Source organism: Sphingobium fontiphilum (assembly GCF_014196635.1).
Lineage (GTDB): Bacteria > Pseudomonadota > Alphaproteobacteria > Sphingomonadales > Sphingomonadaceae > Sphingobium > Sphingobium fontiphilum.
This window is the reverse complement of the sequence record NZ_JACIEB010000010.1, coordinates 1-22339: the sequence shown is the minus strand read 5'-3', so window position 1 is coordinate 22339 and position 22339 is coordinate 1. Positions and strand designations below refer to the sequence as shown.

At 63.1% G+C, this 22339-nt stretch carries 21 protein-coding genes; 17 read left to right on the top strand and 4 right to left on the bottom strand.

Going from position 1 to position 22339, the window contains the following annotated elements:
- Positions 1-134: 134 nt before the first annotated feature.
- Entirely contained in the window at positions 135-1427 is a 1293-nt protein-coding gene (locus GGR44_RS16245; RefSeq protein ID WP_183956538.1) for an Hsp70 family protein, read from the bottom strand.
- A 161-nt stretch (positions 1428-1588) separates the two neighbouring features.
- On the opposite strand from GGR44_RS16245, the gene GGR44_RS16240 reads away from it, so the two are divergent.
- The 12 genes from GGR44_RS16240 (at position 1589) to GGR44_RS16185 (ending at position 13819) form a co-directional block, all read left to right on the top strand.
- Positions 1589-2077 (top strand): NAD(P)H-dependent oxidoreductase subunit E, encoded by a 489-nt coding sequence (locus tag GGR44_RS16240; protein WP_425511331.1) that lies wholly within the window; start codon positions 1589-1591, stop codon positions 2075-2077.
- Positions 2074-3684 carry an NADH-ubiquinone oxidoreductase-F iron-sulfur binding region domain-containing protein gene (locus GGR44_RS16235; RefSeq protein WP_183956537.1) on the top strand — a complete coding sequence of 537 codons (1611 nt, stop codon included), beginning with the start codon at positions 2074-2076 and terminating at the stop codon, positions 3682-3684. The genes GGR44_RS16240 and GGR44_RS16235 overlap by 4 nt, the downstream gene beginning before the upstream one ends.
- Positions 3681-6527, top strand: a complete 2847-nt coding sequence (gene fdhF, locus GGR44_RS16230) for a formate dehydrogenase subunit alpha (RefSeq protein WP_183956536.1) — start codon at positions 3681-3683, stop codon at positions 6525-6527. The genes GGR44_RS16235 and fdhF overlap by 4 nt, the downstream gene beginning before the upstream one ends.
- Before the next feature lie 5 nt (positions 6528-6532).
- Positions 6533-6823 (top strand): formate dehydrogenase subunit delta, encoded by a 291-nt coding sequence (locus tag GGR44_RS16225; RefSeq protein ID WP_183956535.1) that lies wholly within the window; start codon positions 6533-6535, stop codon positions 6821-6823.
- A complete protein-coding gene (fdhD, locus tag GGR44_RS16220; protein ID WP_246344733.1) occupies positions 6823-7704 on the top strand; it encodes a formate dehydrogenase accessory sulfurtransferase FdhD in 882 nt (293 codons plus the stop codon). Before GGR44_RS16225 ends, fdhD begins: the two co-directional genes overlap by 1 nt.
- Before the next feature lie 176 nt (positions 7705-7880).
- Positions 7881-9164, top strand: coding sequence for a tyrosine-type recombinase/integrase (locus GGR44_RS16215; RefSeq protein ID WP_246344732.1), 1284 nt, complete (start codon positions 7881-7883; stop codon positions 9162-9164).
- Positions 9165-9250: 86 nt separating this feature from the next.
- Entirely contained in the window at positions 9251-9874 is a 624-nt protein-coding gene (locus GGR44_RS16210; protein WP_246344731.1) for a tyrosine-type recombinase/integrase, read from the top strand.
- Positions 9875-9979: 105 nt separating this feature from the next.
- On the top strand, positions 9980-10363 hold the full coding sequence (locus GGR44_RS16205; RefSeq protein ID WP_246344730.1) for a DUF3768 domain-containing protein: 384 nt from the start codon (positions 9980-9982) through the stop codon (positions 10361-10363).
- A complete protein-coding gene (locus GGR44_RS16200) occupies positions 10360-10959 on the top strand; it encodes a hypothetical protein (protein WP_183956534.1) in 600 nt (199 codons plus the stop codon). Before GGR44_RS16205 ends, GGR44_RS16200 begins: the two co-directional genes overlap by 4 nt.
- A gap of 399 nt (positions 10960-11358) precedes the next feature.
- Positions 11359-11958: a DUF805 domain-containing protein gene (locus GGR44_RS16195; RefSeq protein WP_183956533.1), complete on the top strand. Its 600-nt coding sequence runs from the start codon at positions 11359-11361 to the stop codon at positions 11956-11958.
- A 104-nt stretch (positions 11959-12062) separates the two neighbouring features.
- Positions 12063-12923, top strand: coding sequence for a hypothetical protein (locus GGR44_RS16190; protein WP_183956532.1), 861 nt, complete (start codon positions 12063-12065; stop codon positions 12921-12923).
- 38 nt (positions 12924-12961) lie between these two features.
- Positions 12962-13819 (top strand): SHOCT domain-containing protein, encoded by an 858-nt coding sequence (locus GGR44_RS16185; protein ID WP_183956531.1) that lies wholly within the window; start codon positions 12962-12964, stop codon positions 13817-13819.
- Here GGR44_RS16185 and GGR44_RS17235 read toward each other — a convergent pair.
- Positions 13726-13929, bottom strand: a complete 204-nt coding sequence (locus GGR44_RS17235; protein ID WP_425511332.1) for a helix-turn-helix domain-containing protein — start codon at positions 13927-13929, stop codon at positions 13726-13728. The two genes, GGR44_RS16185 and GGR44_RS17235, sit on opposite strands and share 94 nt — an antisense overlap.
- An 89-nt stretch (positions 13930-14018) precedes the next feature.
- Positions 14019-15431, bottom strand: a complete 1413-nt coding sequence (locus GGR44_RS16175; RefSeq protein ID WP_183956530.1) for a sulfatase family protein — start codon at positions 15429-15431, stop codon at positions 14019-14021.
- A gap of 696 nt (positions 15432-16127) precedes the next feature.
- On the opposite strand from GGR44_RS16175, the gene GGR44_RS16170 reads away from it, so the two are divergent.
- From GGR44_RS16170 to GGR44_RS16155, 4 genes are all read left to right on the top strand, one after another.
- Positions 16128-18524 (top strand): TonB-dependent receptor, encoded by a 2397-nt coding sequence (locus tag GGR44_RS16170; protein WP_183956529.1) that lies wholly within the window; start codon positions 16128-16130, stop codon positions 18522-18524.
- 10 nt (positions 18525-18534) lie between these two features.
- Positions 18535-19896 (top strand): MFS transporter, encoded by a 1362-nt coding sequence (locus GGR44_RS16165; RefSeq protein ID WP_183956528.1) that lies wholly within the window; start codon positions 18535-18537, stop codon positions 19894-19896.
- A gap of 33 nt (positions 19897-19929) precedes the next feature.
- Entirely contained in the window at positions 19930-20880 is a 951-nt protein-coding gene (locus GGR44_RS16160; protein ID WP_183956527.1) for a TauD/TfdA dioxygenase family protein, read from the top strand.
- A 249-nt stretch (positions 20881-21129) separates the two neighbouring features.
- Entirely contained in the window at positions 21130-21330 is a 201-nt protein-coding gene (locus tag GGR44_RS16155; protein WP_343052368.1) for a ribbon-helix-helix protein, CopG family, read from the top strand.
- 128 nt (positions 21331-21458) lie between these two features.
- On the opposite strand, the gene GGR44_RS16150 is transcribed toward GGR44_RS16155, so the two are convergent.
- On the bottom strand, positions 21459-21596 hold the full coding sequence (locus tag GGR44_RS16150) for a hypothetical protein (protein WP_183956526.1): 138 nt from the start codon (positions 21594-21596) through the stop codon (positions 21459-21461).
- A 93-nt stretch (positions 21597-21689) separates the two neighbouring features.
- Between GGR44_RS16150 and GGR44_RS16145 the strand changes: the two genes are divergently transcribed.
- Positions 21690-22247 carry an IS110 family transposase gene (locus GGR44_RS16145; protein ID WP_183956525.1) on the top strand — a complete coding sequence of 186 codons (558 nt, stop codon included), beginning with the start codon at positions 21690-21692 and terminating at the stop codon, positions 22245-22247.
- Positions 22248-22339: the final 92 nt, after the last annotated feature.

Below are 22339 nucleotides of genomic sequence, written 5' to 3'. Positions count from 1 at the left end.
CCCAAATGCCGCCAACGGCGCGAACGTGAAAGCCCCCATCCCCCCAAGGCAAAGCCTCTAATGTGCAATTGTGTAAGAGAAAATGTTCAAATCGACATGCTGGCATATTTTGACAAGGGCCGGCATGGGCCGGATCAAGCCGCCCATTCCGCCAGATCGGCCTCCTCCCCGATCAGCGCCAGACCATGGGCGATGGAGGTGAGTTCGCCGCCGGTGGCGATGCGGTCATAGCCGAAGCGGGCGCGGAAGATGGCGCGGATCGCCGGGATCAGCGAGGATCCGCCGGTCAGGAACACCCGGTCGATGGCGTCGGCCGCCACCCCCGCCTTGTCGAGCGCCCGGTCCACGGTCGCCTCGATCCGGGCGAGGTCGGGCGCGATCCAGCGTTCGAAATCGGCGCGGTCGACGGCCTGCTCAATCTCCAGCCCGCCGCCCGCAAAGCGGAAGGTCGCCCGTTCGTCGCCCGACAGCGCGCGCTTCAATGCCCCCACTGCATCGTAAAGCGGGTATCCCAGTTCCTTCTCGATCACGGTTATCATCCGGCCGATGGCTTGGGGGTCGGCCGCCGCCTTCTGCAATCGTTCCAGTTCCGCCATCGTCCGCCGGTTGCGCATCAGCGCGAGGCGCGACCAGTCGGCGAAATCGGCGAAATAGCTGCGCGGGATTTCCAGCCGCTTGCCGAAACTTTCATAAGCGCCGCCCTTGCCCAAAATCGGCAGCACCAAATGGTCGAGGATGCGATAGTCGAACCGGTCTCCCGCAATGCCGATGCCCGCCGACCCCAGCGGCGCGCATCGCCGCGCCGCGCCGGGCGCCTCCACCCGCACGATGGAAAAGTCCGATGTGCCGCCGCCGAAATCGGCCACCATCACCGTCGCCGCCTCGGTCAGGCGGCTGGCATAGCTGAACGCCGCGCCCAGCGGTTCATAGACATAATGGATGTCCGCGCCAAAGCCCGCGAACATCGCGTCATAGCGTTTGCGCGCCAGCGCCTCGTCGGGCCGGGACCCCGCATATTCCACCGGCCGCCCGACGATGATGCGGTCGGGCCGCCGGTCGAGCGCGCCGCCGGCATGGGCGACCATCCGTTGCAGGAACATCTGCCCCAGTTCCTCGAAACGAAAGCGTTTCTCGAACACGCTGGCGCTTTCGAAAATGGCGCTGGCCGCGACCGACTTGAAACTTTGCAGGAAGCGGCTGTCTTCGGGGAACTCCATATATTCGGCGATGGCCCACGGCCCCGCCTCATGCGCCATGCCGCCTTTTACGCCGTCGTCGTGCCAGAAGCACAGGGCGGAGCGGAACACCTCGCCCGTCGCCTTGTCTCCGGCAAAGCCCACCAGTTCGGACCGGCCGTCGCGGGCCAGCGCGACGACGCTGTTGGTCGTGCCGAAATCGAGGCCCAATGCGCGCGGCATGTCCTGCATAGCCAGTCTCCGGTCGGGGTGAGGGGCTGGCGCCTATGGCAGCGGGCGACCGGCGGCGCAAGTGCAGCCTGCCTCCTGTCATCGGGACAGATCCCGCCATTCCTTTTGATTTGACCCGACCCTCCGTTGTAAGACTTTGCTCGCACGAACGGAGAGCGACCATGTCAGCCATCATTGCCATTGACGATGACCGCGCCATGGCCGCCTGGGTGCAGGACTGGACAGCCCGGCATGGCGCGCGGCGCGATCAGTTGCTGCCCCTGCTTCAAGCGATGCAGCGGCACTATGGCCATATAGCCGATCATGTCGTGCCGACCGTCGCCCGCGCGCTGAACATCAGCCGCGCCGATGTGCACGGGGTCGTCACCTTCTACCATGATTTGCGGCGCGTGCCCCCCGGCCGCCATGTCGTAAAGCTGTGTCGGGCGGAAAGTTGCCAGGCGCGTGGCGGCGCGGCGATCGATCGGCTGGCGGCCCAGCGGCTGGGCGTTGCCATGGGCGCGACCCGCGATGATGGCGCGGTGACGCTGGAGCCGGTCTATTGCCTGGGCCTGTGCGCCATCGGCCCCAATGCGCTGGTGGATGGCCGCCCGGTGGCGCGGATCGACGCCGCAGCGCTGGAGCGAATCGCGGTGGAGGTGGGCGCATGACTCGCGTCTTCGTCAGCCGCGACATGGCGTCGGTGGCGCTGGGCGCGGACGAAGTGGCGCAGGCCTTTGCGCAGGCGGGGTGCGATGTGGTGCGCACCGGCAGCAGGGGCCTGTTCGCTATCGAGCCGCTGGTCGAGGTGGAGACGCAAGCCGGACGCATCGGCTATGGGCCGGTCGGACCGCAGCATGTGGCGGCGGTGCTGGACGGCAGCCATGCCAACCGGCTGGGCGATGTCGACGCCCTGCCCTTCTTCGCCAGCCAGCAGCGTTTCACCTTCGCGCGCTGCGGGATCACCGATCCTTTGAGCCTGGCCGATTATGCCGCGCATGGCGGGTGGAAGGGGCTGGAGGCAGCGCGGGCGATGTCGCCCCAAGCCGTGGTGGATGCCGTCAAGGCGTCGGGTCTGCGCGGGCGCGGCGGGGCCGGCTTCCCCACCGGGATCAAATGGCAGACGGTGCTGGATGCGCCAGCGGGCGAGAAGTTCATCGTCTGCAACGCCGACGAGGGCGACAGCGGGACGTTCGCCGACCGGATGCTGATGGAGGGCGATCCCTATTGCCTGATCGAGGGCATGGCGATCGCCGCGCGCGCGGTCGGGGCGGGCCATGGCTATATCTATATCCGCTCCGAATATCCCTTCGCTTGTCGCACCATGCGCGTCGCGATCGAGGCGTCGGCGCATCTGGTCGCGCCTTTCACGCTGGAGGTGCGCGAGGGCGCCGGCGCCTATGTCTGCGGCGAGGAGACCGCGTTGCTCGATTCGATCGAGGGCAAGCGCGGACAGGTGCGCGCCAAGCCGCCCCTGCCTGCGCTCAAAGGCCTGTTCGGCCAGCCCACCGTCATCAACAATGTGCTGAGCCTTGCCGCCGTGCCGTTCATATTGGCCGGAGGGGCTGAGGCCTATGCGGCGGTCGGGTTCGGACGGTCGCGCGGCACGATGCCGGTGCAACTGGCGGGCAATGTGCGGCATGGCGGCCTTTACGAGATCGGCTTTGGCATCACGCTTGGTGAACTGGTGAACGACATTGGCGGCGGCACCGCCAGCCGTCGCCCTGTGCGGGCGGTGCAGGTGGGCGGGCCGCTGGGCGCCTATTTTCCGCCGAGCATGTTCCATCTGCCCTTCGATTATGAAGCCTTCGCGGCTGCGGGCGGGCTGATCGGCCATGCCGGGATCACGGTTTTCGACGACAGCGTCGACATGGCGCATATGGCGCGCTTCGCGATGGAATTCTGCGCGGTCGAAAGCTGCGGCAAATGCACGCCCTGCCGGATCGGATCGACGCGCGGGGTGGAGATTATGGATCGGATCATGGCGCATCGTGTTCCGCCAAGCGCTGTGCAATCTGGCCCTGGGCTCCTGCCTTCGCAGGAGCACGGCAGTTTGAGCAAAGCCCTCTACTCCCGTTCCCCCAGCCGTATCGACACATCGCTCGATGCACAAACCACGCTGCTACGCGACCTGTGCGACACGATGAAATATGGGTCGCTTTGCGCGCTGGGCGGCTTCACCCCCTATCCGGTGCTGAGCGCGCTCGACCATTTCCCGGAGGATTTTGGTGCGAGTCCAAGTCCGGATTTGGCGCCGGTGAAGGAGGTTGCGGAATGAGCTTTTCCCGCGAAACCGATCATGGCACGCCAGCTGTAATAACGGCCGGCAAGTCGGTCACCCTGACCATCGACGGCCAGAGCGTCACCCTGCCGGAGGGGACCTCGATCATGCGCGCCGCCTCCCTGCTGGGCGGCTCCATCCCGAAACTCTGCGCGACCGACAGCGTCGAAAGTTTCGGCTCCTGCCGACTATGTCTGGTCGAAGTGGAGGGGCGCATCGGCTATCCCGCCTCCTGCACCACGCCGGTCGCTGAAGGCATGGTCGTCCGCACTCAGACCGAACGGCTCAAGACGCTGCGACGCGGGGTGATGGAGCTCTATATCTCCGATCACCCCCTTGACTGCCTGACCTGCGCAGCAAATGGCGATTGCGAATTGCAGGATCAGGCGGGCGCGGTCGGCCTGCGTGACGTGCGCTATGGCTATGACGGCGCGACCAACATGGGTCAGGCCAAGGATGTCTCCAACCCCTATTTCGATTTCGACCCCAGCAAGTGCATCGTCTGTTCGCGCTGCGTGCGGGCCTGCAACGAGGTGCAGGGCACCTTCGCGCTGACGATCGAGGGGATGGGGTTCGAGTCCAAAGTGTCCGCGTCGCAGGGCGAGGGATTTCTGAGGTCCGAATGTGTCTCCTGCGGCGCCTGTGTTCAGGCCTGTCCGACTGCGTCACTGATCGAAAAGAAGGTCGTCGAAATCGGCACGCCCGACCGCGCCGTCGTCACCACCTGCGCCTATTGCGGCGTCGGCTGCACCTTCCGCGCGGAAATGCGGGGCGAGGAGCTGGTTCGCATGGTCCCGTGGAAGGATGGCAAGGCCAATCGCGGCCATAGCTGCGTCAAGGGCCGCTTCGCCTGGGGCTATGCCCGGCATCAGGACCGCATATTGAACCCGATGATCCGCGCATCGGTCGACGAACCATGGCGCGAAGTGTCATGGGATGAGGCGATCGCCCATGTCGCATCCGAATTTCGCCGCATACAGGCGCGCTATGGCCGCAACAGCGTGGGCGGCATCACGTCGAGCCGCTGCACCAATGAAGAGACGTTCCTCGTCCAGAAGCTGATCCGGCAGGGTTTCGGCAACAATAATGTCGATACCTGCGCGCGCGTCTGCCATTCGCCCACGGGCTATGGGCTCAAGACCACCTTTGGCACATCGGCGGGGACACAGGATTTCGACAGCGTGATGCAGTCGGATGTCATCATGGTGATCGGAGCGAATCCGACCGACGGGCATCCGGTGTTCGCCAGCCGCATGAAGAAAAGACTGCGGCAGGGCGCGAAGCTGATCGTCATCGACCCGCGCCGGATCGACCTGGTCAAATCGCCCCATGTCGAGGCGACGCATCATCTGCCGCTGCGCCCCGGCACCAATGTCGCGATGCTGACGGCGATGGCCCATGTGATCGTGACCGAGAAACTCTATGACGAACCGTTCATCCGCGCACGCTGCGACTGGGACGAGTTCGAGGACTGGGCCGCGTTCGTGGCGCAGCCCGCGCGCTCGCCCGAGGCGATCGAGCCGCTGACCGGGGTAAGGGCCGACGATGTGCGCGCGGCGGCGCGGCTTTACGCGACCGGCGGCAATGGCGCGATCTATTACGGGTTGGGCGTCACCGAACATTCGCAAGGCTCTTCCACCGTGATGGCGATCGCCAATCTTGCGATGGCGACCGGCAATATCGGGCGAGAGGGCGTGGGCGTGAACCCGCTGCGGGGGCAGAACAACGTGCAGGGCGCCTGCGACATGGGCAGTTTCCCGCACGAATATAGCGGCTATCGCCATGTGTCGGATGACGCGACCCGCAAGCTGTTCGAGGATGCCTGGGGCGTCGCACTCGACAGCGAGCCGGGCCTGCGCATCCCCAACATGCTGGACGCCGCGACCGAAGGCGCGTTCAAGGCGATCTTCATACAGGGCGAGGACATCCTCCAGTCGGACCCCAACACCCATCATGTCGCGGCGGGGCTTGCGGCGATGGAATGCGTCGTCGTGCAGGATCTTTTCCTCAACGAAACCGCCAATTACGCGCATGTCTTCCTGCCCGGATCGACCTTCCTGGAAAAGGACGGCACCTTCACCAACGCCGAACGCCGCATCCAGCGCGTGCGCAAGGTGATGGCGCCGCTCAACGGCTATGGGGATTGGGAGATCGTCCAGCTTGTCGCCCATGCGATGGGGCTCGATTGGACCTACGACCACCCGTCGCAGATCATGGATGAGATCGCGGCGCTTACTCCGACCTTCGCCCATGTCAGCTATGATGCGCTGGAGGCTCTGGGGTCGCTGCAATGGCCGGCCAATAACGCCGCGCCGCTGGGCACGCCAACGATGCATCTGGACGGCTTCGCGCGCGGCAAGGGCAAGTTCGTCGTCACCGATTATGTGCCGACCGACGAAAAGACGGGACCGCGCTTCCCGCTGCTGCTGACCACTGGCCGCATCCTCAGCCACTATAATGTCGGCGCGCAGACGCGGCGCACGGCCAACGCCGCCTGGCACCCGGAGGACCGGCTGGAAATCCACCCGTCCGACGCGGAAAACCGGGGGATCAAGGATGGCGACTGGGTCAGCCTGAAAAGCCGGGCGGGGGAAACCACGCTGCGCGCGCTGATCACCGATCGGGTTGCGCCCGGTGTGGTCTATACGACGTTCCACCATCCCGAAACACAGGCCAACGTCATCACCACCGATTTTTCCGACTGGGCGACCAATTGCCCGGAATATAAGGTGACGGCGGTGCAGGTGGGCCTTTCCAACGGCCCGTCCGACTGGCAGCAAAGCTATGACGCGCAGGCCCGGCACAGTCGCCGCATTGCCGTGGTGGAGGCTTCGGAATAGCCGCGATGGACGATGACGCAATGATGATGTCCAATCAGGACCGCCTGATCTACATGGCGAACCAGATTGCGCGCAATCTGAGCGCGGCCAGCCATGGCATGGCGGTCGAGGCGGTCGCTGACCATATCGCCAGTTTCTGGGCGCCGCGCATGCGGGCGCAGATATTCGCATTGCAGGCGGAGGGGCGGGCGAACCTGACGCCGGTCGCCGATGCCGCCATCACATTGTTGCGCAACAGGGACGCGGGTTTAGCCGCCCGGCCGGTCGGCGCCATCGGGCAACCGGAGCAGCAGTGATGGCCTGTTCCTCAGATGATGCCGTCGACATGGCGACCGCCGCTTCACGCGCCCCGCCCGATCAGGCTGCACTGGCCGATTCGCATTGGCCCGCCCCGATTGTCGACGTCGACTTTCATGTCGTCACACCTGATGGCGCAACCGGCGCGGTGACCCGTGCGGTGGCCAATGAAGCGCCGGTCGCTATCGAAATCAACGGCCTGGGCTATGCCGTGCTGATGGCGACGCCCGCCGACCTGATCGACCTGGCCTATGGTTTTGCCCTGACCGAAAGGCTGATCGACGCGAGCGATGACATCGTCGAGGTCGTCGAACATGCCACCGACAAGGGCCTCATCCTGCGGCTTTTCCTGGCCCGGCATCTGGCCGACCGGGCGCTTGACCGGGTGCGGCGCCGCCTGACCGATTCATCCTGCGGCCTGTGCGGCATCGAAAATCTGGAACAGGTCATGCGGCCCTTGCCCCGCTTGCCGCGCCCCATGCCGCCAAACGGCCCGGCGCTTTTCCGCGCGCTGTCCGACCTGCGCGACCATCAACCGATCAGCCGCGCGACCGGCGCCGTTCATGCCGCCGCCCTATGTGGTTCGGACGGCGCAATCATGCTGGCGCGCGAGGATGTCGGCCGCCACAATGCGTTCGACAAACTGATCGGCGCGATGCTGCGCGCGGGCGCGGCGTGGGGCGATGGCTTCGCCTTGCTGTCGTCGCGCTGTTCCTATGAACTGGTGGAAAAGGCGGTGCTGGCGGGCTGCCCCTTGCTCGCCACGATTTCCGCGCCATCGGCCATGGCGATCAGCCGGGCAAGGGAAGCGGGGCTGTCGCTCGCGGTGCTGGCGCGGCCCGACGCCTATCTGGCGTTGATACCGAACGAAGCCACGTAACGAACGGAGGGTTGGAGCGGGTAGCGGGGATCGAACCCGCATCACAAGCTTGGAAGTTTCATAAAATCTTGCGATCTTCCCACCTTTTTGTTCAAAAATGGCGAAATATCGGTATTTTATTGCCATAGGTTCCTTTGCATTACATTGTCATGCTCGCTAATGTGATTGCCAGGTGATTGCTGGAGGGCAAAGTGGCGCAGGGACATATCACTAAGCGAGCGGTCGATGCGCTCAATCCATCGCCCAAAACGGCTTTCCTTTGGGACGACGAAGTGAAGGGGTTTGGGCTGAAAGTGACCCCAGCTGGCAATCGATCTTACATATTCCAGTACCGAATGGGCGGCAGAACGGCAAAGGTGCGCCGACACACAATCGGCGCACATGGACCTTGGACACCAGACCAGGCGCGTAAGGAGGCGAAGAGGCTTTCCCATATGGTCGACTGCGGGCAAGATCCGGGCACCATCAAACAGGAGAAACGGCATCAGGATGTCGCATTAGCATTCTCCTCCTATGCCGAACGGTTTATCGTCGAGTATCTCCAGGTCGAGTGGAAAGGCGGTCATGAACTAGCGGCAGGCTTGTTACGACGCGAGGCAGTCCCAGTTCTGAAAAGTAAGCCACTAACTGACATTCGACGATCAGATATATCTGCCATTTTGGACCGTATGGCGGACCGCCCCGCCAGTCGCCGCAACACCTTCGCTGCGTTGCGCCGACTATTCCGCTGGGCAGTTGGACGAGGCGATATTGCCGCCTCTCCGATTGGAGAAATGGAGCCGCCAGCAGCTCCCGCTTCGCGAGACCGGGTCCTCAGTGACTCCGAATTGTCAATCGTTTGGCACGCCAGCGAAGGCCTTGGATATCCCTTCACCTACTTCGTAAAGTTACTCATCCTGACCGGTCAGAGGCGAGAGGAGGTAGCAGGCTTGAATTGGGCAGAATTAGACCGGGATCAAGCAATGTGGATACTCCCCGCCGAACGCTCAAAAAACGCCACAGCACATCATGTGCCGCTATCGAGCGGAGCGATCGATCTAATCGACGGCATCGCTCATCGCTTTCAGCAAAAGTCTGGGACATGGCCGAAGCAAGGGTTTCTGTTATCTTCAAATGGGGATAAGCCATCACGCGGCTTTTCCGTAGCAAAGTCAAGGCTAGACAAATTTTGCAACGAACTTCTCAAAAAGCGCGATCATCAATTTTCTTCCGATGATAAACTCAAACCATGGCGCTTCCACGATCTGCGGCGAACCTGCGCAACCGGGCTGCAGCGGCTTGGCGTTCGGTTCGAAGTCACAGAAGCCGTTCTGAACCATTTAAGCGGCTCACGTTCCGGCATCGCTGGCGTCTATCAGCGGCACACTTGGGCCACTGAGAAAAAGGCTGCGTTACAGGCATGGAATGACCATGTGAAAGCAATATGCCCTTCAACTGACGCAGACAGGACAGCGCCCTGAGTTTCCTAGTCGAGTCCCTTTAGATAAACCACTGTATTTTCACCACTATTTGACATTTCGCTACGCTTGTATTATACTGGCGTTGCATGGCGCTGTGCCATGCTTTCCACCACAAGCGGATCATTCCCATGTCCAGACAGCCTGCAAAGCTGCTGGCGGCCGCGGATTTGCGCCTTGCCTTGGCCCATGTCCGGTCGCAGCGGCACGCCTATCGTAACCATGTCCTTCTGCTGCTGAGTTTCAAGGCGGGCCTTCGGGCCTGCGAGATCGCCGGGCTCACCTGGCCCATGGTGCTGGCGCCCGATGGGTCGGTCGGACGGCATATCCATATCGGTCGGGCCATCGCCAAATATGGATCGGCAAGGCAGATACCCCTGCACCAGGGGCTACGCGCTGCATTGATGGTGCTGCACCGGGTCCAGGAACGTCCTCTTGCCGGCCCCGTCATCCGCTCCGAACGCGGCACCGCCATGACAGCGGGTTCGGTCGTCAACTGGTTCGGGCTGCTCTACCGTCAACTGGGCTTGCAGGGCTGCTCTTCGCACTCGGGACGGCGGACCTTCATCACCCATGCAGCCCGGCTGCTGCCCAAGACCGGCGGATCGCTGAGGGACGTGCAGGAGCTTGCCGGGCACCGCGCCATCACCACCACCGAGCGCTATATCGAAGGCGACCGCCAAGCGCAGCACCGGCTGATCCGGCTGCTCTGAGCCTATTCCTACCCCAATGCGAGGAATGGCAGCCCCATCCGCTCGCCTGAGCACTCCTGCGCCGTCAGGAGCCGTGCTTTCCCCCTATCCATGAAGGAGCGTCCTATGAATGACGAGAATGCGTGCGGCTATCAAAAGAACAAATCACGAACAATGGCGCTGGAGGCCCGGATCGAGCGTATCCGAACCCTCAACGACGAACTACGGGCCTTCCGGCGGGGCGGCTATGTGACGATCACGTCCGGGGTCCAGTCCCTGGGCCAAACGGCCATGCAGGCCGTGCTGCTGAAGGTCGCGCAGTTTGATGCGTTCACTGCCGGCAATGATCCTCATGCCGAACATGATTTTGGCGCGGTCGAGCATGAGAGGCAGACTTTTTTCTGGAAGATCGACTATTATGACAAGCGTCTGGAATATGGCTCGCCTGATCCCGCCAACCCCGATGTTACGGCGCGGGTGCTCACCATCATGCTGGCGAGCGAATATTGAGCGAGGCGGCGGCGCTGGCGCTGATGGAGGCCCGGCAGGCGTTGCGGCCCTTCCGCCAGGGGCGGCTCGACAGCCTGTGCGGTGTCTACGCCATTCTCAATGCGGTCTATCTGCTGGCTTATCCCGGCAAACAGATGCATCCCGCCGCCATGAAGGCGCTGTTCCGACGCGGCGTGACCATCCTCTCCCGGCAACGACATCTGCCTTTCACCCTGTCCTGGGGGCTTGATCCGGAGCCTTGGAACCGTTTCTTCAAGCTCTTCCTCCCCGAGGTTGAGGCGGAGGCCGGTTTCCGGATCAGGCGGCGCCGGGTGTTCGAAGCCAGGCCCGGGCTGATGCCCTGGGAAGTGGCGCGGACCATTCGCAGCCATGTTGATCAGGGACATCCCGTGGTGCTGATCCTGGGCGGGGCTTATGATCATTGGACGGTGATTGCCGGTCATAGCGACCATCGGCTGCATCTCTTCGACAGCTATGGCTATTGCTGGATCAGCAAGCGGTCGTTGACGCTGGACCAGCATCTGCACAATCGCGCGCATCTGCTCATGCCCGAGGCCACATGGGCCTTTGAGCGGCTTTCCGACGCACCGGCATAGCGCGCGCTTGCAAAAGCACAGGGCTACCGCCTAACAATGCTTTGCCCCCGCGACACTCGGGGGCGGGGCGTGGAAACCTCTTTAGTAGCCAACCGGTCACAGGCATTCTGGGGCCGGGTGGCATGCGCGTATGTCCAACCGGCAACGGTAAAGGCGCATGCGCCTGTCGGCTACTTCAGGTTTCCAACATCCGGCTTCGGCCGTCGCCCCGATCGCAAGAAGGGGCGGCGCCGGGGTGGATGATGAACATGATCGATAAGGGCCAGCGCCATCATGGCCATGCCCGGTCCATCCCACAGCATAAGAACCCATCGGGTCGCAGCGCGATAACGCGCACCGATAGCCGTGCGTCCGCCAGAGGCTGGACGCGCATCTTCCTCCATTTGCAAAGGATTATTCATGCAGGGGCTTATTGCGTTCAAACGCTATTATGATTTCACCGGCCGCAGCGGTCGCGCCGAATATTGGCAGTTCATGGCGATCTTCGCTGTTACCTTGACCCTCAGCGCGGTTCTGGGCGGCATGAGCGAGGCCAACCCCCTGCCGATGCTCACCATATTGGCGCTGCTCGGCACGACCGTGCCCATGTACGCGGTCACGGTGCGTCGCCTGCATGACCGGGGCATCACGGGCTGGGCGGTGGGAATCGTCTGGATATTGAACGGCGTCAGCTACACCCTCCAGGACATGCTGGTCACGTCCGGCGGCAATGTCCTTATCAATTTCCTGAGCAAAGCTGCCACCGGAACCTTGGGACTCTATGCACTGGCGATGCTTTATCCGCTGATCATGCCCGGTGACGAGAAGGCGAATGCCTATGGGCCGCCGCCCGCCACCACCGAGAGCGACCGCGCCAGGCCCGCGCAGGCACATACGCCCGAAGCGCAGGCACAAGGCGATGATCGGCTAAGCCAGATCGAACGGCTGGCCAAGCTGCGTCAGGACGGTATCCTCACCGACGCCGAGTTCGAGCAGCAAAAAGCGGCGTTGCTCCAATGAGCGCCCGGCTATGCGGCCTGCCGTTGGCCTGCAAGCGGCTCGTTTCAGCGTGGCTCATGCCATGGCTTTTGCCCCGTATCGCCTTGCCTCAGCTGGCAAAGGGCGTGCCTCTCTTCCTCCTGCTCGTGACGACGGCCTGCTCTTCGGGCGATCAGCGGGCCTTGGAAGACATGATCCGCGCCCGCGCCATCAATCCGGCCAAGGTAGAGATCAGCGAGGCCATCATCTACCGGGACAGGAATGACGCCCGCAGGGCCTGCCTGATGGTCACCGATTATAATCAATGGGGGGAGCCCCTGCCGACCACGCGCGTCAACGCCTGGTATATCTTCAAATCTCAAAGCTGGCATTTCGACAATTTCTGGGACATCAGCGACGGGCTGACCTGCGAGAAATATGTTCCCGCCGAAAGCAAGGATGGCGCTGGCGTTGCAGCGCAGGCATCGCGCAACGAACCGATGCTCATGCCCCCGGCCAATGATGCGCCCGCCCCTCTCGCCACGGCATCGGGCGAAGCGTTGATCGATGGCTGCTACCATCTCGATAGCTGTTCCTATTCACGTCTGCTGAGCGTCGCCACGATCAAGCAGCAGGGCGGCGAGCGGCTGCTGCGCGCATCCATCGAGCATGGCGATGTCAGCGATGCCACCGGCACCGACGCGGACCGGCAGCGTATCAACTGGAGCGGCTCGCCCACCACCATCTATGCGCTCTGCTCGACGAAATCCCCGCTCATCGCCTGGGCGCAGGGGGACAGCACTATGGCCGAGGAGTTCGACTTTGCGGGCACCGGCATAGCGGGGGCGCAGCAGAATAAAGCCAACCTCTATCAGGCGCTATGCCATGACATTTACGACAACAGCCTGGCCACGCAGGCGGCATCGTTCGGCTACCGGCCGCTGACGCCCGAAGGCGGCCGGGGCGAATTTGCGATCGATGATCCCGAGCAACTGCTCGGGCAGTGACGACCCGCTGACGGCATCACCCAGACATAGGAGAATATATGGACGATCAACTGACGCAGTTGGAGCGGCTGGCGCTGCTCCATGCGCAGGGCGCGCTCACGCAGGAGGAGTTTGCGGCGGAGAAGGCGCGCATCCTGTCAGCGGCCCACGACCAAACGCCAGAGCGCAGGACAGGGACATGGGACAAGCCCCGTGCCGAAACCAAGCAGCCGCCGCGCAAAGTGCAACGCAAGACCGCCATGATCGCCCTGGCCGGGCTTGCCGGGCTCATCGGCGCGGGGAGCTATTATGTTCTGCGGGGGCAAGACAGCACATCGCCTGCGGCGTCAGAGCCACCCACATCGCTGCCAGCACCGTCACCGACCCCGACACCGGCGGCATCGACCGATATGGCCCCGGCCACTGCCATGCCTCTGGACGATAGCATCCAGTTCGCCAACGCCGCCAACTGCGAGGCGTCGAAGGGCACGGAGGCTTTGTTCAACAACATTCTCACGCCGCCGCAGGGCGATGTCGCGAATATCAGCGCCAAGCCCATCCGCGTTGGTCCGGATCAAATCGAGATCATCCCTGCCTTTAACAAGCAGGCCGGAGAGGGCAGCGACACCGTCTACGAGAGCGTTGCAACATTCCCGCAACCCTCCACCTGGCATGGTCTGCGCGTCACGGGCGTCTCAGCCTCCCTGTACGTGATCCCCGAAGCGGACTCCACCTACACACGGCAAATCCGTTTCAAGGAAGACCCCGGCGCACTCCGCGCCGCACTCAACCGGCAAGGGTTCAACCTGCCCCGAGCGCCTGCCTATGCCGAGCTACAGGATGACGCCTGCGGTGGGTCGATGCAGATCGTGGACATGCCCGAAGGGAGCGCATTGCAGTGCAGTTGGGGGTGTTGAGCAGCCTCTGCCTGCGCCAGCACCCGGTAGACTGAGGCCCGGCTGATCCCTGCCGCCGCCGCTATCGCTGACGCGCCTATGCCTTGCGATGCGCCGGTTGGAGCAACGATGCAATATTTCAGCTTTCAAAACAAGCGCACCTGTAGATGCCATCGGGCGCCACCGCGCGGAAGCCGAGGCGGCGGCCGCAAGAAGCTTATCAGAGCGCCGGATTGAAGTGGTCCGCAAGTTCACCCGGCCCGAAACCGTGCGTGTAGGACTGCGCATCCAGCGGTAACATTTGGGCGTTCCATTCTGCCCATGCCGTCTTGAGCGATGTGAAAACTTCCGGCTGCCGGTCCTTGAGGTTTGCCCGTTCAAGGGGATCGGCAGCAACGTCAAACAGGAACTCGTTCTCGCCGATTTTGAGATATTTCATGTTGCCTCGGCGGGCCGCTCGCTGGGCGTGGTTCTTGTAGCGCCAGAACAGGGTTCGCTCGGGCAAGGGGCGGCCTGAGAATGCAGCTGAGATGTCGATGCCGTCGCTCGGCGACTTTGGGTCCGGAGCCGAGCCCGCAGCGGCAAGGAAAGTAGGCAGCCAGTCCATCGAGATGATCTGTGCATCGCTGGTGGCGCCGGCCCCCGTTACGCCCGGCCAGCGCACGATGACCGGAATGCGCAGTCCGCCTTCGAGCAGTTCGGTCTTGCGGCCGCTGAAGGGCCAGGTGTCGGAGAAGCGTTCGCCGCCATTGTCGCTGGTGAATATGACGATGGTGTCCTGTTCGGCTCCGCTGGCCTTGAGCGCGGCGAGTACGCGGCCGATCTGGTAATCGAGGCGGCGGACCATGGCGGCATAGATTGCCGCGCTGCCGCCGTCGAAGTGGAATAGCCCCTTGGGGTCCTTGAGCCTGGCGATGCGGACGGATTCGCTGGCATCGTCCGGTCCTTCCCACGGCCAGTGTGGCGCGGTGAAATGGAGCGACATGAACCATGGCGCCTTGGTGGCCGAAGCTTCGCGGATTTCCTCGATGGCGCGGTCGGCAAGGAGATCGGTGAGGTAGCCTGCCTTATCGACCGGCGTGGGGCCGTCCCACAGGTCGAGCTGACCGTTGCTGGTGGCGTGGGTGTAGTAGTCGACGCCGCCGCTGCGGATGCCCCAGAAGGACTGGTATCCGCTCTTGAGCGGGTCGAAGTCTGGGAGGCTGCCAAGGTGCCACTTGCCGATCAGCGAGGTGCGATAGCCTGCCTTGGCCAGCAGCGAGGGCAGGGTGGGTTGTGAAGGGGGAAGGCCAATGTTGGGTCGGAATGCCAGTGGCTCCTCGAGGCCGACGGGCAGCCGATACTGATAGCGACCCGTGATCAGGCCCACGCGCGTGGCGGTGCAGACCGCGCTGTTGGCATAGGCATGGGTGAAGCGCAGGCCCTGCGTTGCCAGCTTGTCGAGAACGGGCGTCTCGAAATCGCGTCGACCATAGCAGGACAGGTCCGCGTAACCGAGGTCGTCGGCCATGATGTAGAGGATGTTGGGCTGCCGGGCGCGCTTGCGGGCAATAGCGGGCGCAGCGCCGACGGCCAGAGTAGCGGCAGCGCCCGCGAGGGTAGCGCGACGGGTGAGATTGAAGGTCGAGGTCATGGTGCGGTCCGTGATTGCTTTTGGCAGGTGGACCCGCGCGCGGTCGCGTAAGGCAGGGAAAGCCTACCGTCGGCAATATGAATGTCTATTGCATAGATAGACAATTGATCTTGTCCGCCGGGAAGTTTTCCTTTTCGTTGAATTGGCCGCAACCCGGTTGACCGAAAATACCCAACTGAATAAGTAGAGATTAATCCGCATGGCTTTCGGCGATCAGGTCGCCCATGCACTTCCAGGATCCTGATCCGCGGCATTTGATGGGAAGCAGCTTGCTCCGCGTAAACAACCGCTAAAGCGCGCGATGCTGGGGCGACGGCGCCAGGCATTGTGTTCCCCTCCAACGAAGAGGTGATACGATGCACAAGCTGATGACCCGCTCCTAGGGCGCACAACTGCCGGACGCGTTTGACAAACCTGCCGCCCTGACCGGGCGCGGCGCGCTGCCGTCCGCCATCCCATCATAACGCCAGTTCGGCGCGACCCTTAGCGGTCGTCGCCCGGAGGAATGCGTCATGCGACCGCTAACCAGGTCCGACCTTGCGGAACTGGCCCGGTATCCCGCGTCCCTGCAACAGTCGATCGTTGCTCTTTGCGGCGTCGCCCCTGGCGACACCGCGCGCGAACCCGTGCCCGTTCCCGCCATCTTCAATCGCCGCCTCGGCGCGGCAAGCAACTTGGGTTCAGGGAAGTAACAGAATGAACAGGTTTTTTCTTTTCAAGCAGCGCCAGTTGATCCTCGCTGGCGTAGCGCTCGGCTCGCTGGCGAGCGCAGCTCCTGCTTTTGCGGCCGAGCCCCTTGCCGATGTCGAGGCCGCAGCTGCTGCCGGAGACGCCGGTGAAGCGATCGTAGTTACCGCCTCGCGCCGCCGCGACGAGGACGTCCAGGACGTGCCAGTGGCGATCAGCGTGATTAGCGCCGAAGCGCTGGAAAAGCGGGGCGACTTCACGCTCGGCCAGATCCAGCAGCAGGTGCCGAGCCTGCAGGTGTTCAGTTTCAACCCGCGCAATACCAATATAAACATCCGCGGCCTCGGCTCCAATGTCGCACTGACCAACGACGGGCTCGAGAACGGCGTCGGATTCTACATCGACAACGTCTATTACGGCCGTGTGGGGCTCTCGCAGTTCGATCTGGTCGACCTGCAGAGTATCGAGGTGTTGCGCGGGCCGCAGGGCACGCTGTTCGGCAAGAACACGACCTCGGGCGTCATCAACATCACCTCGCGTAAGCCGAGCTTCGAGCCTGAATTTTCGGGCGAGGCAAGCATCGGAAACTACGGGTTCCGTCAGATCCGCGCGTCGGCCTCGGCGGGGATCGCTCCGGACCTGGTCGCCGTGCGCATCTCTGGCGCAATCAGCGGGAACGACGGGTTTCTGTTCAACAAGACCACCGGGACCCGCGCCCAGAACTACCGCAACCAGAGCATTCGCGGTCAATTGCTGTTCACGCCCGCCCCGGACTTCGAGGTGCGGATCATCGGCGACTACGCCAGCCAAAAACAGGACCACGTCCTCTCGGTGTTCGCCGACCTGCACACGACCTACGCCAACGGGGCGATCATCCCCAACAACTTCCCGCTACGGGCCGGTCGCTTCCCCGGCTATGTACTGCCCGCATTCAAGCCGTTCGATCGCATCGGCGAGGCCGACAGCCACTACCAGTCGAACATGGAAGGCTATGGCGTGTCGGGCGAGGTCAACTGGGATCTGGGCGGCGCGGCGCTGACTTCGATCACCGCCTACCGCTGGTGGGACTGGAATCCGGCCAACGATGGCGACAGCACATCGCTGCCCATCACCACCAAGGCCCAGCAGGTCAACCGCCAGCGCCAGTTCAGCCAGGAGCTGCGGCTTGCCTCGAAGGGCAACCGCACCGTCGACTACGTCATCGGCGCATACTACTTCTGGCAGATCGTCAAGGGCTATGGCGCGACCCGCTATGGTCCGGCAGCGGCGCTGTGGAACCTGCCTGCGGCCAACCAGACGATCGCCGATGCAGCGCTCAATGGGTTCGAGGCCAATTCCACCTCGACCCCGGAGACGCGCACGTTCGCGCTGTTCGGGCAGACCGACTGGCACCTGTCCGACGCCTTGACGCTGACCACGGGCCTGCGTTGGACGCACGAGAAGAAATCGGGCGCGTTCAGCCAGTTCTGGGTCGATAGCGCAGATCTTTCGGCATTTACCCCGACACAGGTCACCGCGATCAATGCGATCCGCACACAGTTCAACCCGGTCACCAGCTTTTCGACTAGGTTCAGCGAGAACAATCTTTCGGGGCTGGTGACGCTGAACGGGAAGATTGCGCCTGACGCCAGTGTCTATGCGACATATTCGCGCGGCAACAAGTCGGGCGGACTCAACCTCACCGCCTTGCCTGTCGGCATTGCGCCCGAAGTTGCGCCTGAAAAGGTCGATGCCTTCGAGCTTGGCGTCAAGTCGCAATTCCTGGACCGACGCGCCACCTTCAACGCTGCCGCCTTCTGGACCGAAATCCGCGATTACCAGACGGCGATCACCGAGCAGGTCGCCAACACGGTGACCTTTCGGCAATATATCGCCAACATCCCCAAGGTGCGCTCGCGCGGGGTGGAAGGCGATCTTGCTTTCCGAGTCAGCGACAATCTCTCGTTCACTGCATCGGCAAGCTACACCGACGCGAAATACGTCAAATATGCCAACGCGCCGCAGGCGGTGGAGAACCTCAACCTCGGCGGCATCCAGGACCTGTCGGGCAAGCCGCTTTCGGGCGTGCCGAAGTTTGCCTGGTCGATAGGCGCGGACGGCAGCACGCCCCTGGGCGAGCTCGGCGGGCGTGAACTCAGCCTCTATGCCCATACCGACTATGCCCATCGGTCAAGCTTCAACACATCGGCCACCAACTCTGCATGGGCGCAGGTGCCGGGCTTTGGAATCGCCAACGCGCGCATCGGGCTGAAGACCGACGACGGCTTGTTCGATCTCTCGGTCTGGGCGCGCAACCTGTTGAACGAAGACTATTTCCTCAACCTGTCCGCCGCCAACACCGGCGTGGTCACGGCCCAGGTGGGCGAGCCGCGCACTTATGGTGTGACGCTGCGGACCCGCCTGTGAGGGCCTGCGCATGACCACGCGATCCCCCGCCCGTGCCGGTTCTGGCAACTATCACCGGCTTGCCGCGATCTATGTGCCGGTGACAGCTGCCGTACAGCCGGTCATGGCCTGGCTTCCCGCCATCCTGGCACGAGACTATGGCGTGCCACTGACACTGATCGGAACACTGTATCTGGCAGGGCAGTTGCTCAATTGTGCGCTCGACCCCGTGGTCGGCGCGCTGAGCGACCGCACGCGCAGTCGCTTCGGCCGACGGCGGCCCTGGGTGGCAGGCGGGGGATCGCTCTTCGTTGTGGGCAGCGCCATGCTGTTCTTCCCGCCTGACGACCTCGGGCTTGTCTGGCTGGCAGCAGCGTTGAGCGCCTACTATGTCGGCCTTGCGCTGCTCTCTACACCGTTGCTGGCCTGGTGCGGCGAGATCGCCACCGGCTACCACGACCGCACACGCGCGGCCTCTATCTTCAGTCTGTGGCAATCCGTTGCGCTGGTTGGTGCGCTGGCGCTGGCTGCGATCGCTCAGCAACTGCGCCCGGGCGACGGACAATTGCAGCTGACGCTGTTCGGCTCGCTCATCCTGCTCACCGCCATCCCGGCGCTGTGGCTGACGCTTGCTGCCCGCGAGGACAATGCACCGCCTGCCGTGGTTGCTCCGCTCTCGCCACTTGCTGCCGCCCGGGCCGTGTTCGGCAATCCGCTGCTGCTGCGCGTCCTCGCATCCGACGCTGCGGTTCGCGCCGGACAAGGCATTCGCACCACGCTGCTGCTGTTCTACGTGACCTTCTACCTCGGGCGGCCCGAATGGGGTGCCGGCCTGTTCCTTTTCCAGTACGCCTTCGGCATCCTTTCCGCGCCGATCTGGCAGCGCATCGGCGTGGCATTGGGCAAGCGCAACGCGGCGATCCTTGCAGAAGTGCTGCAGGCACTGATCAACCTGGCGTTGGTGCTGACCACGCCCGAACGGTTCTGGCTGGTCCTCGCTCTCGCCCTGGCGCAAGGGCTGACGCAGGGTTCGGGCAACATCATGCTGCGCTCGATGGTCGCCGACGTCGCCGACAAGCACCGCGCCGAGACGGGCGAGCAGCGCGCCGGGCTCTACTATTCGGTCTTTGCCCTGGCCGACAAGATCGGCGGCGCACTCGCCGCTGGCATCGCCTTGCCATTGATTGCCTGGTTCGGTTTCGATCCGAAGTCTGCCGTTAACACGCCGCAGGCGCTCAATGGGCTGCTGCTGGTCTTCTCGATCGGCCCTGCGCTCGCCCACGCCATCTCGGCTGCCGTCATCTCGGGCTTTGCGCTCGATGCCGACCAGCACAACGCCATTCGCCGCCGCCTGGATACCGCTGCCGACCCCGCGCTCCAGCCGGCCGAATAACACCCCACACTACCCCAAGCAGGAGTTACCCACATGAATGCGATCACCACCTACGCCAATGCCAAGGACCCGAACTCCCCGCTCGACGTGGCACCAATCACCGGCACGATCGGTGCCGAAATTCGCGGCGTGACGCTTTCGGGCGATCTTGACGCGACGACTGTACAGGCGATCAAGGATGCGGTCGTCCGCCACAAGGTCGTGTTCTTCCGTGGCCAGAAGGATCTCGATGACGCGCGCCACGAAGGTTTCGCATCGCTGTTCGGCGATCCGGTCGCGCATCCGACCGTCCCGGTAGCGCAGGGCTCGCGCTATCTGCTCGAACTCGACAGCAAGGAAGGCTACGCGGCCTCGAGCTGGCACACCGACGTGACCTTCGTCGATGCCTATCCCAAGGGCTCGATCCTGCGGGCGATCACCATCCCCGAGGCGGGCGGCGATACCGTCTGGGCGAATGGCGAGACGGCCTACGACAGCCTCCCCGAAGCGCTGCGCCAGCTGGTGAACAACCTCTGGGCGGTCCACACCAACCTTTATGACTATGCCGCCGTGCTGAATACGCCGAAGGGCACCGATTCCGAGCGCGAACGCACCAACTTCCACAAGAGCGTGTTCGCCTCGACCGTCTACGAGACCGAGCACCCGGCGGTTCGCGTCCACCCCGTCTCGGGCCAGCGCAGCCTGCTGCTCGGCCATTTCGTCAAGCAGTTCGTCGGGCTGAACCAGGCCGATTCCTCGGGCCTGTTCCAGATCCTGCAGAATCACATCACCCGGCCCGAAAATGTCGTGCGCTGGCGCTGGCAACCGGGCGACGTGGCCTTCTGGGACAACCAGTCAACCCAGCACCGCGCCGTCGCCGACTTCGGCTTGCAGCGCCGTACCTTGCGGCGTGCGACCATAGCAGGTGAAGTGCCCGTGGGCATCGACGGGCGCAAGAGCCGCACGGTGCGTAAGGAGAAGGCGACCGAATACCAGCCAGCCTGAGAGGCGGCAGGGGCGGCGCCCCTCACCGCCGCCCCTACAGCTCTAAAGCCAGGCTGCGGCTGAAGCGTCCCAAGCTTGCCATTCCACAGTGCTGCCTTAATCATTATCACATATGGCAAATTTGCACATTCGCCACATGTCGTGGTTGGCCGCCTGGTTCAATAGCACTCGTCCCGTGGAACTGCGACTAAGGGTAAGGCATAAGGATTTTTGTCTTTTAATCTCGATAGCTTTGCTCGAAGTCGAAACATGGGCATCCCTGCCCGTTCAGAGGGGTTCAAGGAAAAGATGAGCAATTTCCCGCTTCGACTCGATGTGCAGGTTATGGAGGCCGTCAAACGCTTGTCACGTCGTGAAGGGTTGTCTGCAAACCGAATGATCGAAGTCCTTTTGCGGGAGGCGTTGAAACAGCGCCGAGTAAGAATTTTCCGAGCCGCGCAAGGAGAGTAAGAGAATTTGAGTTGTCCGTGATATGGCTTGCGAGGGACATGGCAGCATGGCCCGTCAAGCGGCGGCCCGCCGAAACACGGCTCCTGATCAACTGGTGGACGGAGGTGGGACACTCGCGACGGTCGGCTTCACAGCGCGACGCGGTCGTTTCCAGACGTCAGGCGGGCGCGAACGTGCCATCCGTTCACGCCAACATAGCCGACGTTCATGGCCTGAATTGCGCCCGTCGAAACTTGCCATACATTCAGGCGCTGGGCGAACATCATGAATGGTAAAATCTGGGACACCGCGTAATTGATTTAGCCACCCTCATGCATGGTACGAAGTCGCCTTGGCGCTTCAATGCAGGAGGGTGACCGATGTCGATTTATGCAGGATTGGACGTGAGTGACAAGACGACGCATATCTGCGTGATCGATGTCGAGGGCAAGGTTCTGCGGCGAGATGTTGTCGCCAGCGATCCCGATGTCCTGGCCAAATGGCTCCACAAACATTGTGCCGATCTGGTGCGCGTAGTGCTGGAGACGGGAACGCTATCGACGTTTCTGTATCATGGCCTGGTCGGGCGTGGTGTCGCGATAGAATGTATCTGCGCGCGGCACGCGAAGGGCGTCCTTTCCGCACGCGTGAACAAAAGCGATGTCCATGACGTGGAAGGCCTTGCCCAACTGGCCCGCACCGGCTGGTACAAGCGCGTCCACATGAAAGCGTCGGCCACCCATATCGACAGGGCAGCTCTGCGTATCCGTGCCCAGCTCATCACTGCGCGGACATCCATGGCCAACCAGCTGCGAGGACTCCTGAAGCTGTTCGGCCTGCGCATGGGCACCGCCAGAACGCCGGGCCGGCGTGCCGAACGCCTGATGGCATTCTACGCCCAGCGCCCGGATTTGAAGGCTCTGTTTGCTCCGCTCTGAGTAGCCCCTAGATTTCTGGACGCCTTCGATCCTAATTTTGAGGACAGGAGGCGATGATGGGGAAGCCCAATTTCAGTGATGAGTTCAAGCGT

Excerpts from the sequence above, each read along its gene's own strand:
- GGR44_RS16240 (WP_425511331.1), top strand. The coding sequence starts at position 1,589 with ATGTCAGCCATCATTGCCATTGACGATGACCGCGCCATGGCCGCCTGG.
- GGR44_RS16235 (WP_183956537.1), top strand. The coding sequence starts at position 2,074 with ATGACTCGCGTCTTCGTCAGCCGCGACATGGCGTCGGTGGCGCTGGGC.
- GGR44_RS16245 (WP_183956538.1), bottom strand. The coding sequence starts at position 1,427 with ATGCAGGACATGCCGCGCGCATTGGGCCTCGATTTCGGCACGACCAAC.
- GGR44_RS16210 (WP_246344731.1), top strand. The coding sequence starts at position 9,251 with ATGGCGCTGTGCCATGCTTTCCACCACAAGCGGATCATTCCCATGTCC.
- GGR44_RS16205 (WP_246344730.1), top strand. The coding sequence starts at position 9,980 with ATGAATGACGAGAATGCGTGCGGCTATCAAAAGAACAAATCACGAACA.
- GGR44_RS16170 (WP_183956529.1), top strand. The coding sequence starts at position 16,128 with ATGAACAGGTTTTTTCTTTTCAAGCAGCGCCAGTTGATCCTCGCTGGC.
- GGR44_RS16175 (WP_183956530.1), bottom strand. The coding sequence starts at position 15,431 with ATGACCTCGACCTTCAATCTCACCCGTCGCGCTACCCTCGCGGGCGCT.
- GGR44_RS16165 (WP_183956528.1), top strand. The coding sequence starts at position 18,535 with ATGACCACGCGATCCCCCGCCCGTGCCGGTTCTGGCAACTATCACCGG.
- GGR44_RS16155 (WP_343052368.1), top strand. The coding sequence starts at position 21,130 with ATGGGCATCCCTGCCCGTTCAGAGGGGTTCAAGGAAAAGATGAGCAAT.
- GGR44_RS16195 (WP_183956533.1), top strand. The coding sequence starts at position 11,359 with ATGCAGGGGCTTATTGCGTTCAAACGCTATTATGATTTCACCGGCCGC.
- fdhF (WP_183956536.1), top strand. The coding sequence starts at position 3,681 with ATGAGCTTTTCCCGCGAAACCGATCATGGCACGCCAGCTGTAATAACG.
- GGR44_RS16225 (WP_183956535.1), top strand. The coding sequence starts at position 6,533 with ATGGACGATGACGCAATGATGATGTCCAATCAGGACCGCCTGATCTAC.
- GGR44_RS16150 (WP_183956526.1), bottom strand. The coding sequence starts at position 21,596 with ATGATGTTCGCCCAGCGCCTGAATGTATGGCAAGTTTCGACGGGCGCA.
- fdhD (WP_246344733.1), top strand. The coding sequence starts at position 6,823 with ATGGCCTGTTCCTCAGATGATGCCGTCGACATGGCGACCGCCGCTTCA.
- GGR44_RS16185 (WP_183956531.1), top strand. The coding sequence starts at position 12,962 with ATGGACGATCAACTGACGCAGTTGGAGCGGCTGGCGCTGCTCCATGCG.
- GGR44_RS16160 (WP_183956527.1), top strand. The coding sequence starts at position 19,930 with ATGAATGCGATCACCACCTACGCCAATGCCAAGGACCCGAACTCCCCG.
- GGR44_RS16145 (WP_183956525.1), top strand. The coding sequence starts at position 21,690 with ATGTCGATTTATGCAGGATTGGACGTGAGTGACAAGACGACGCATATC.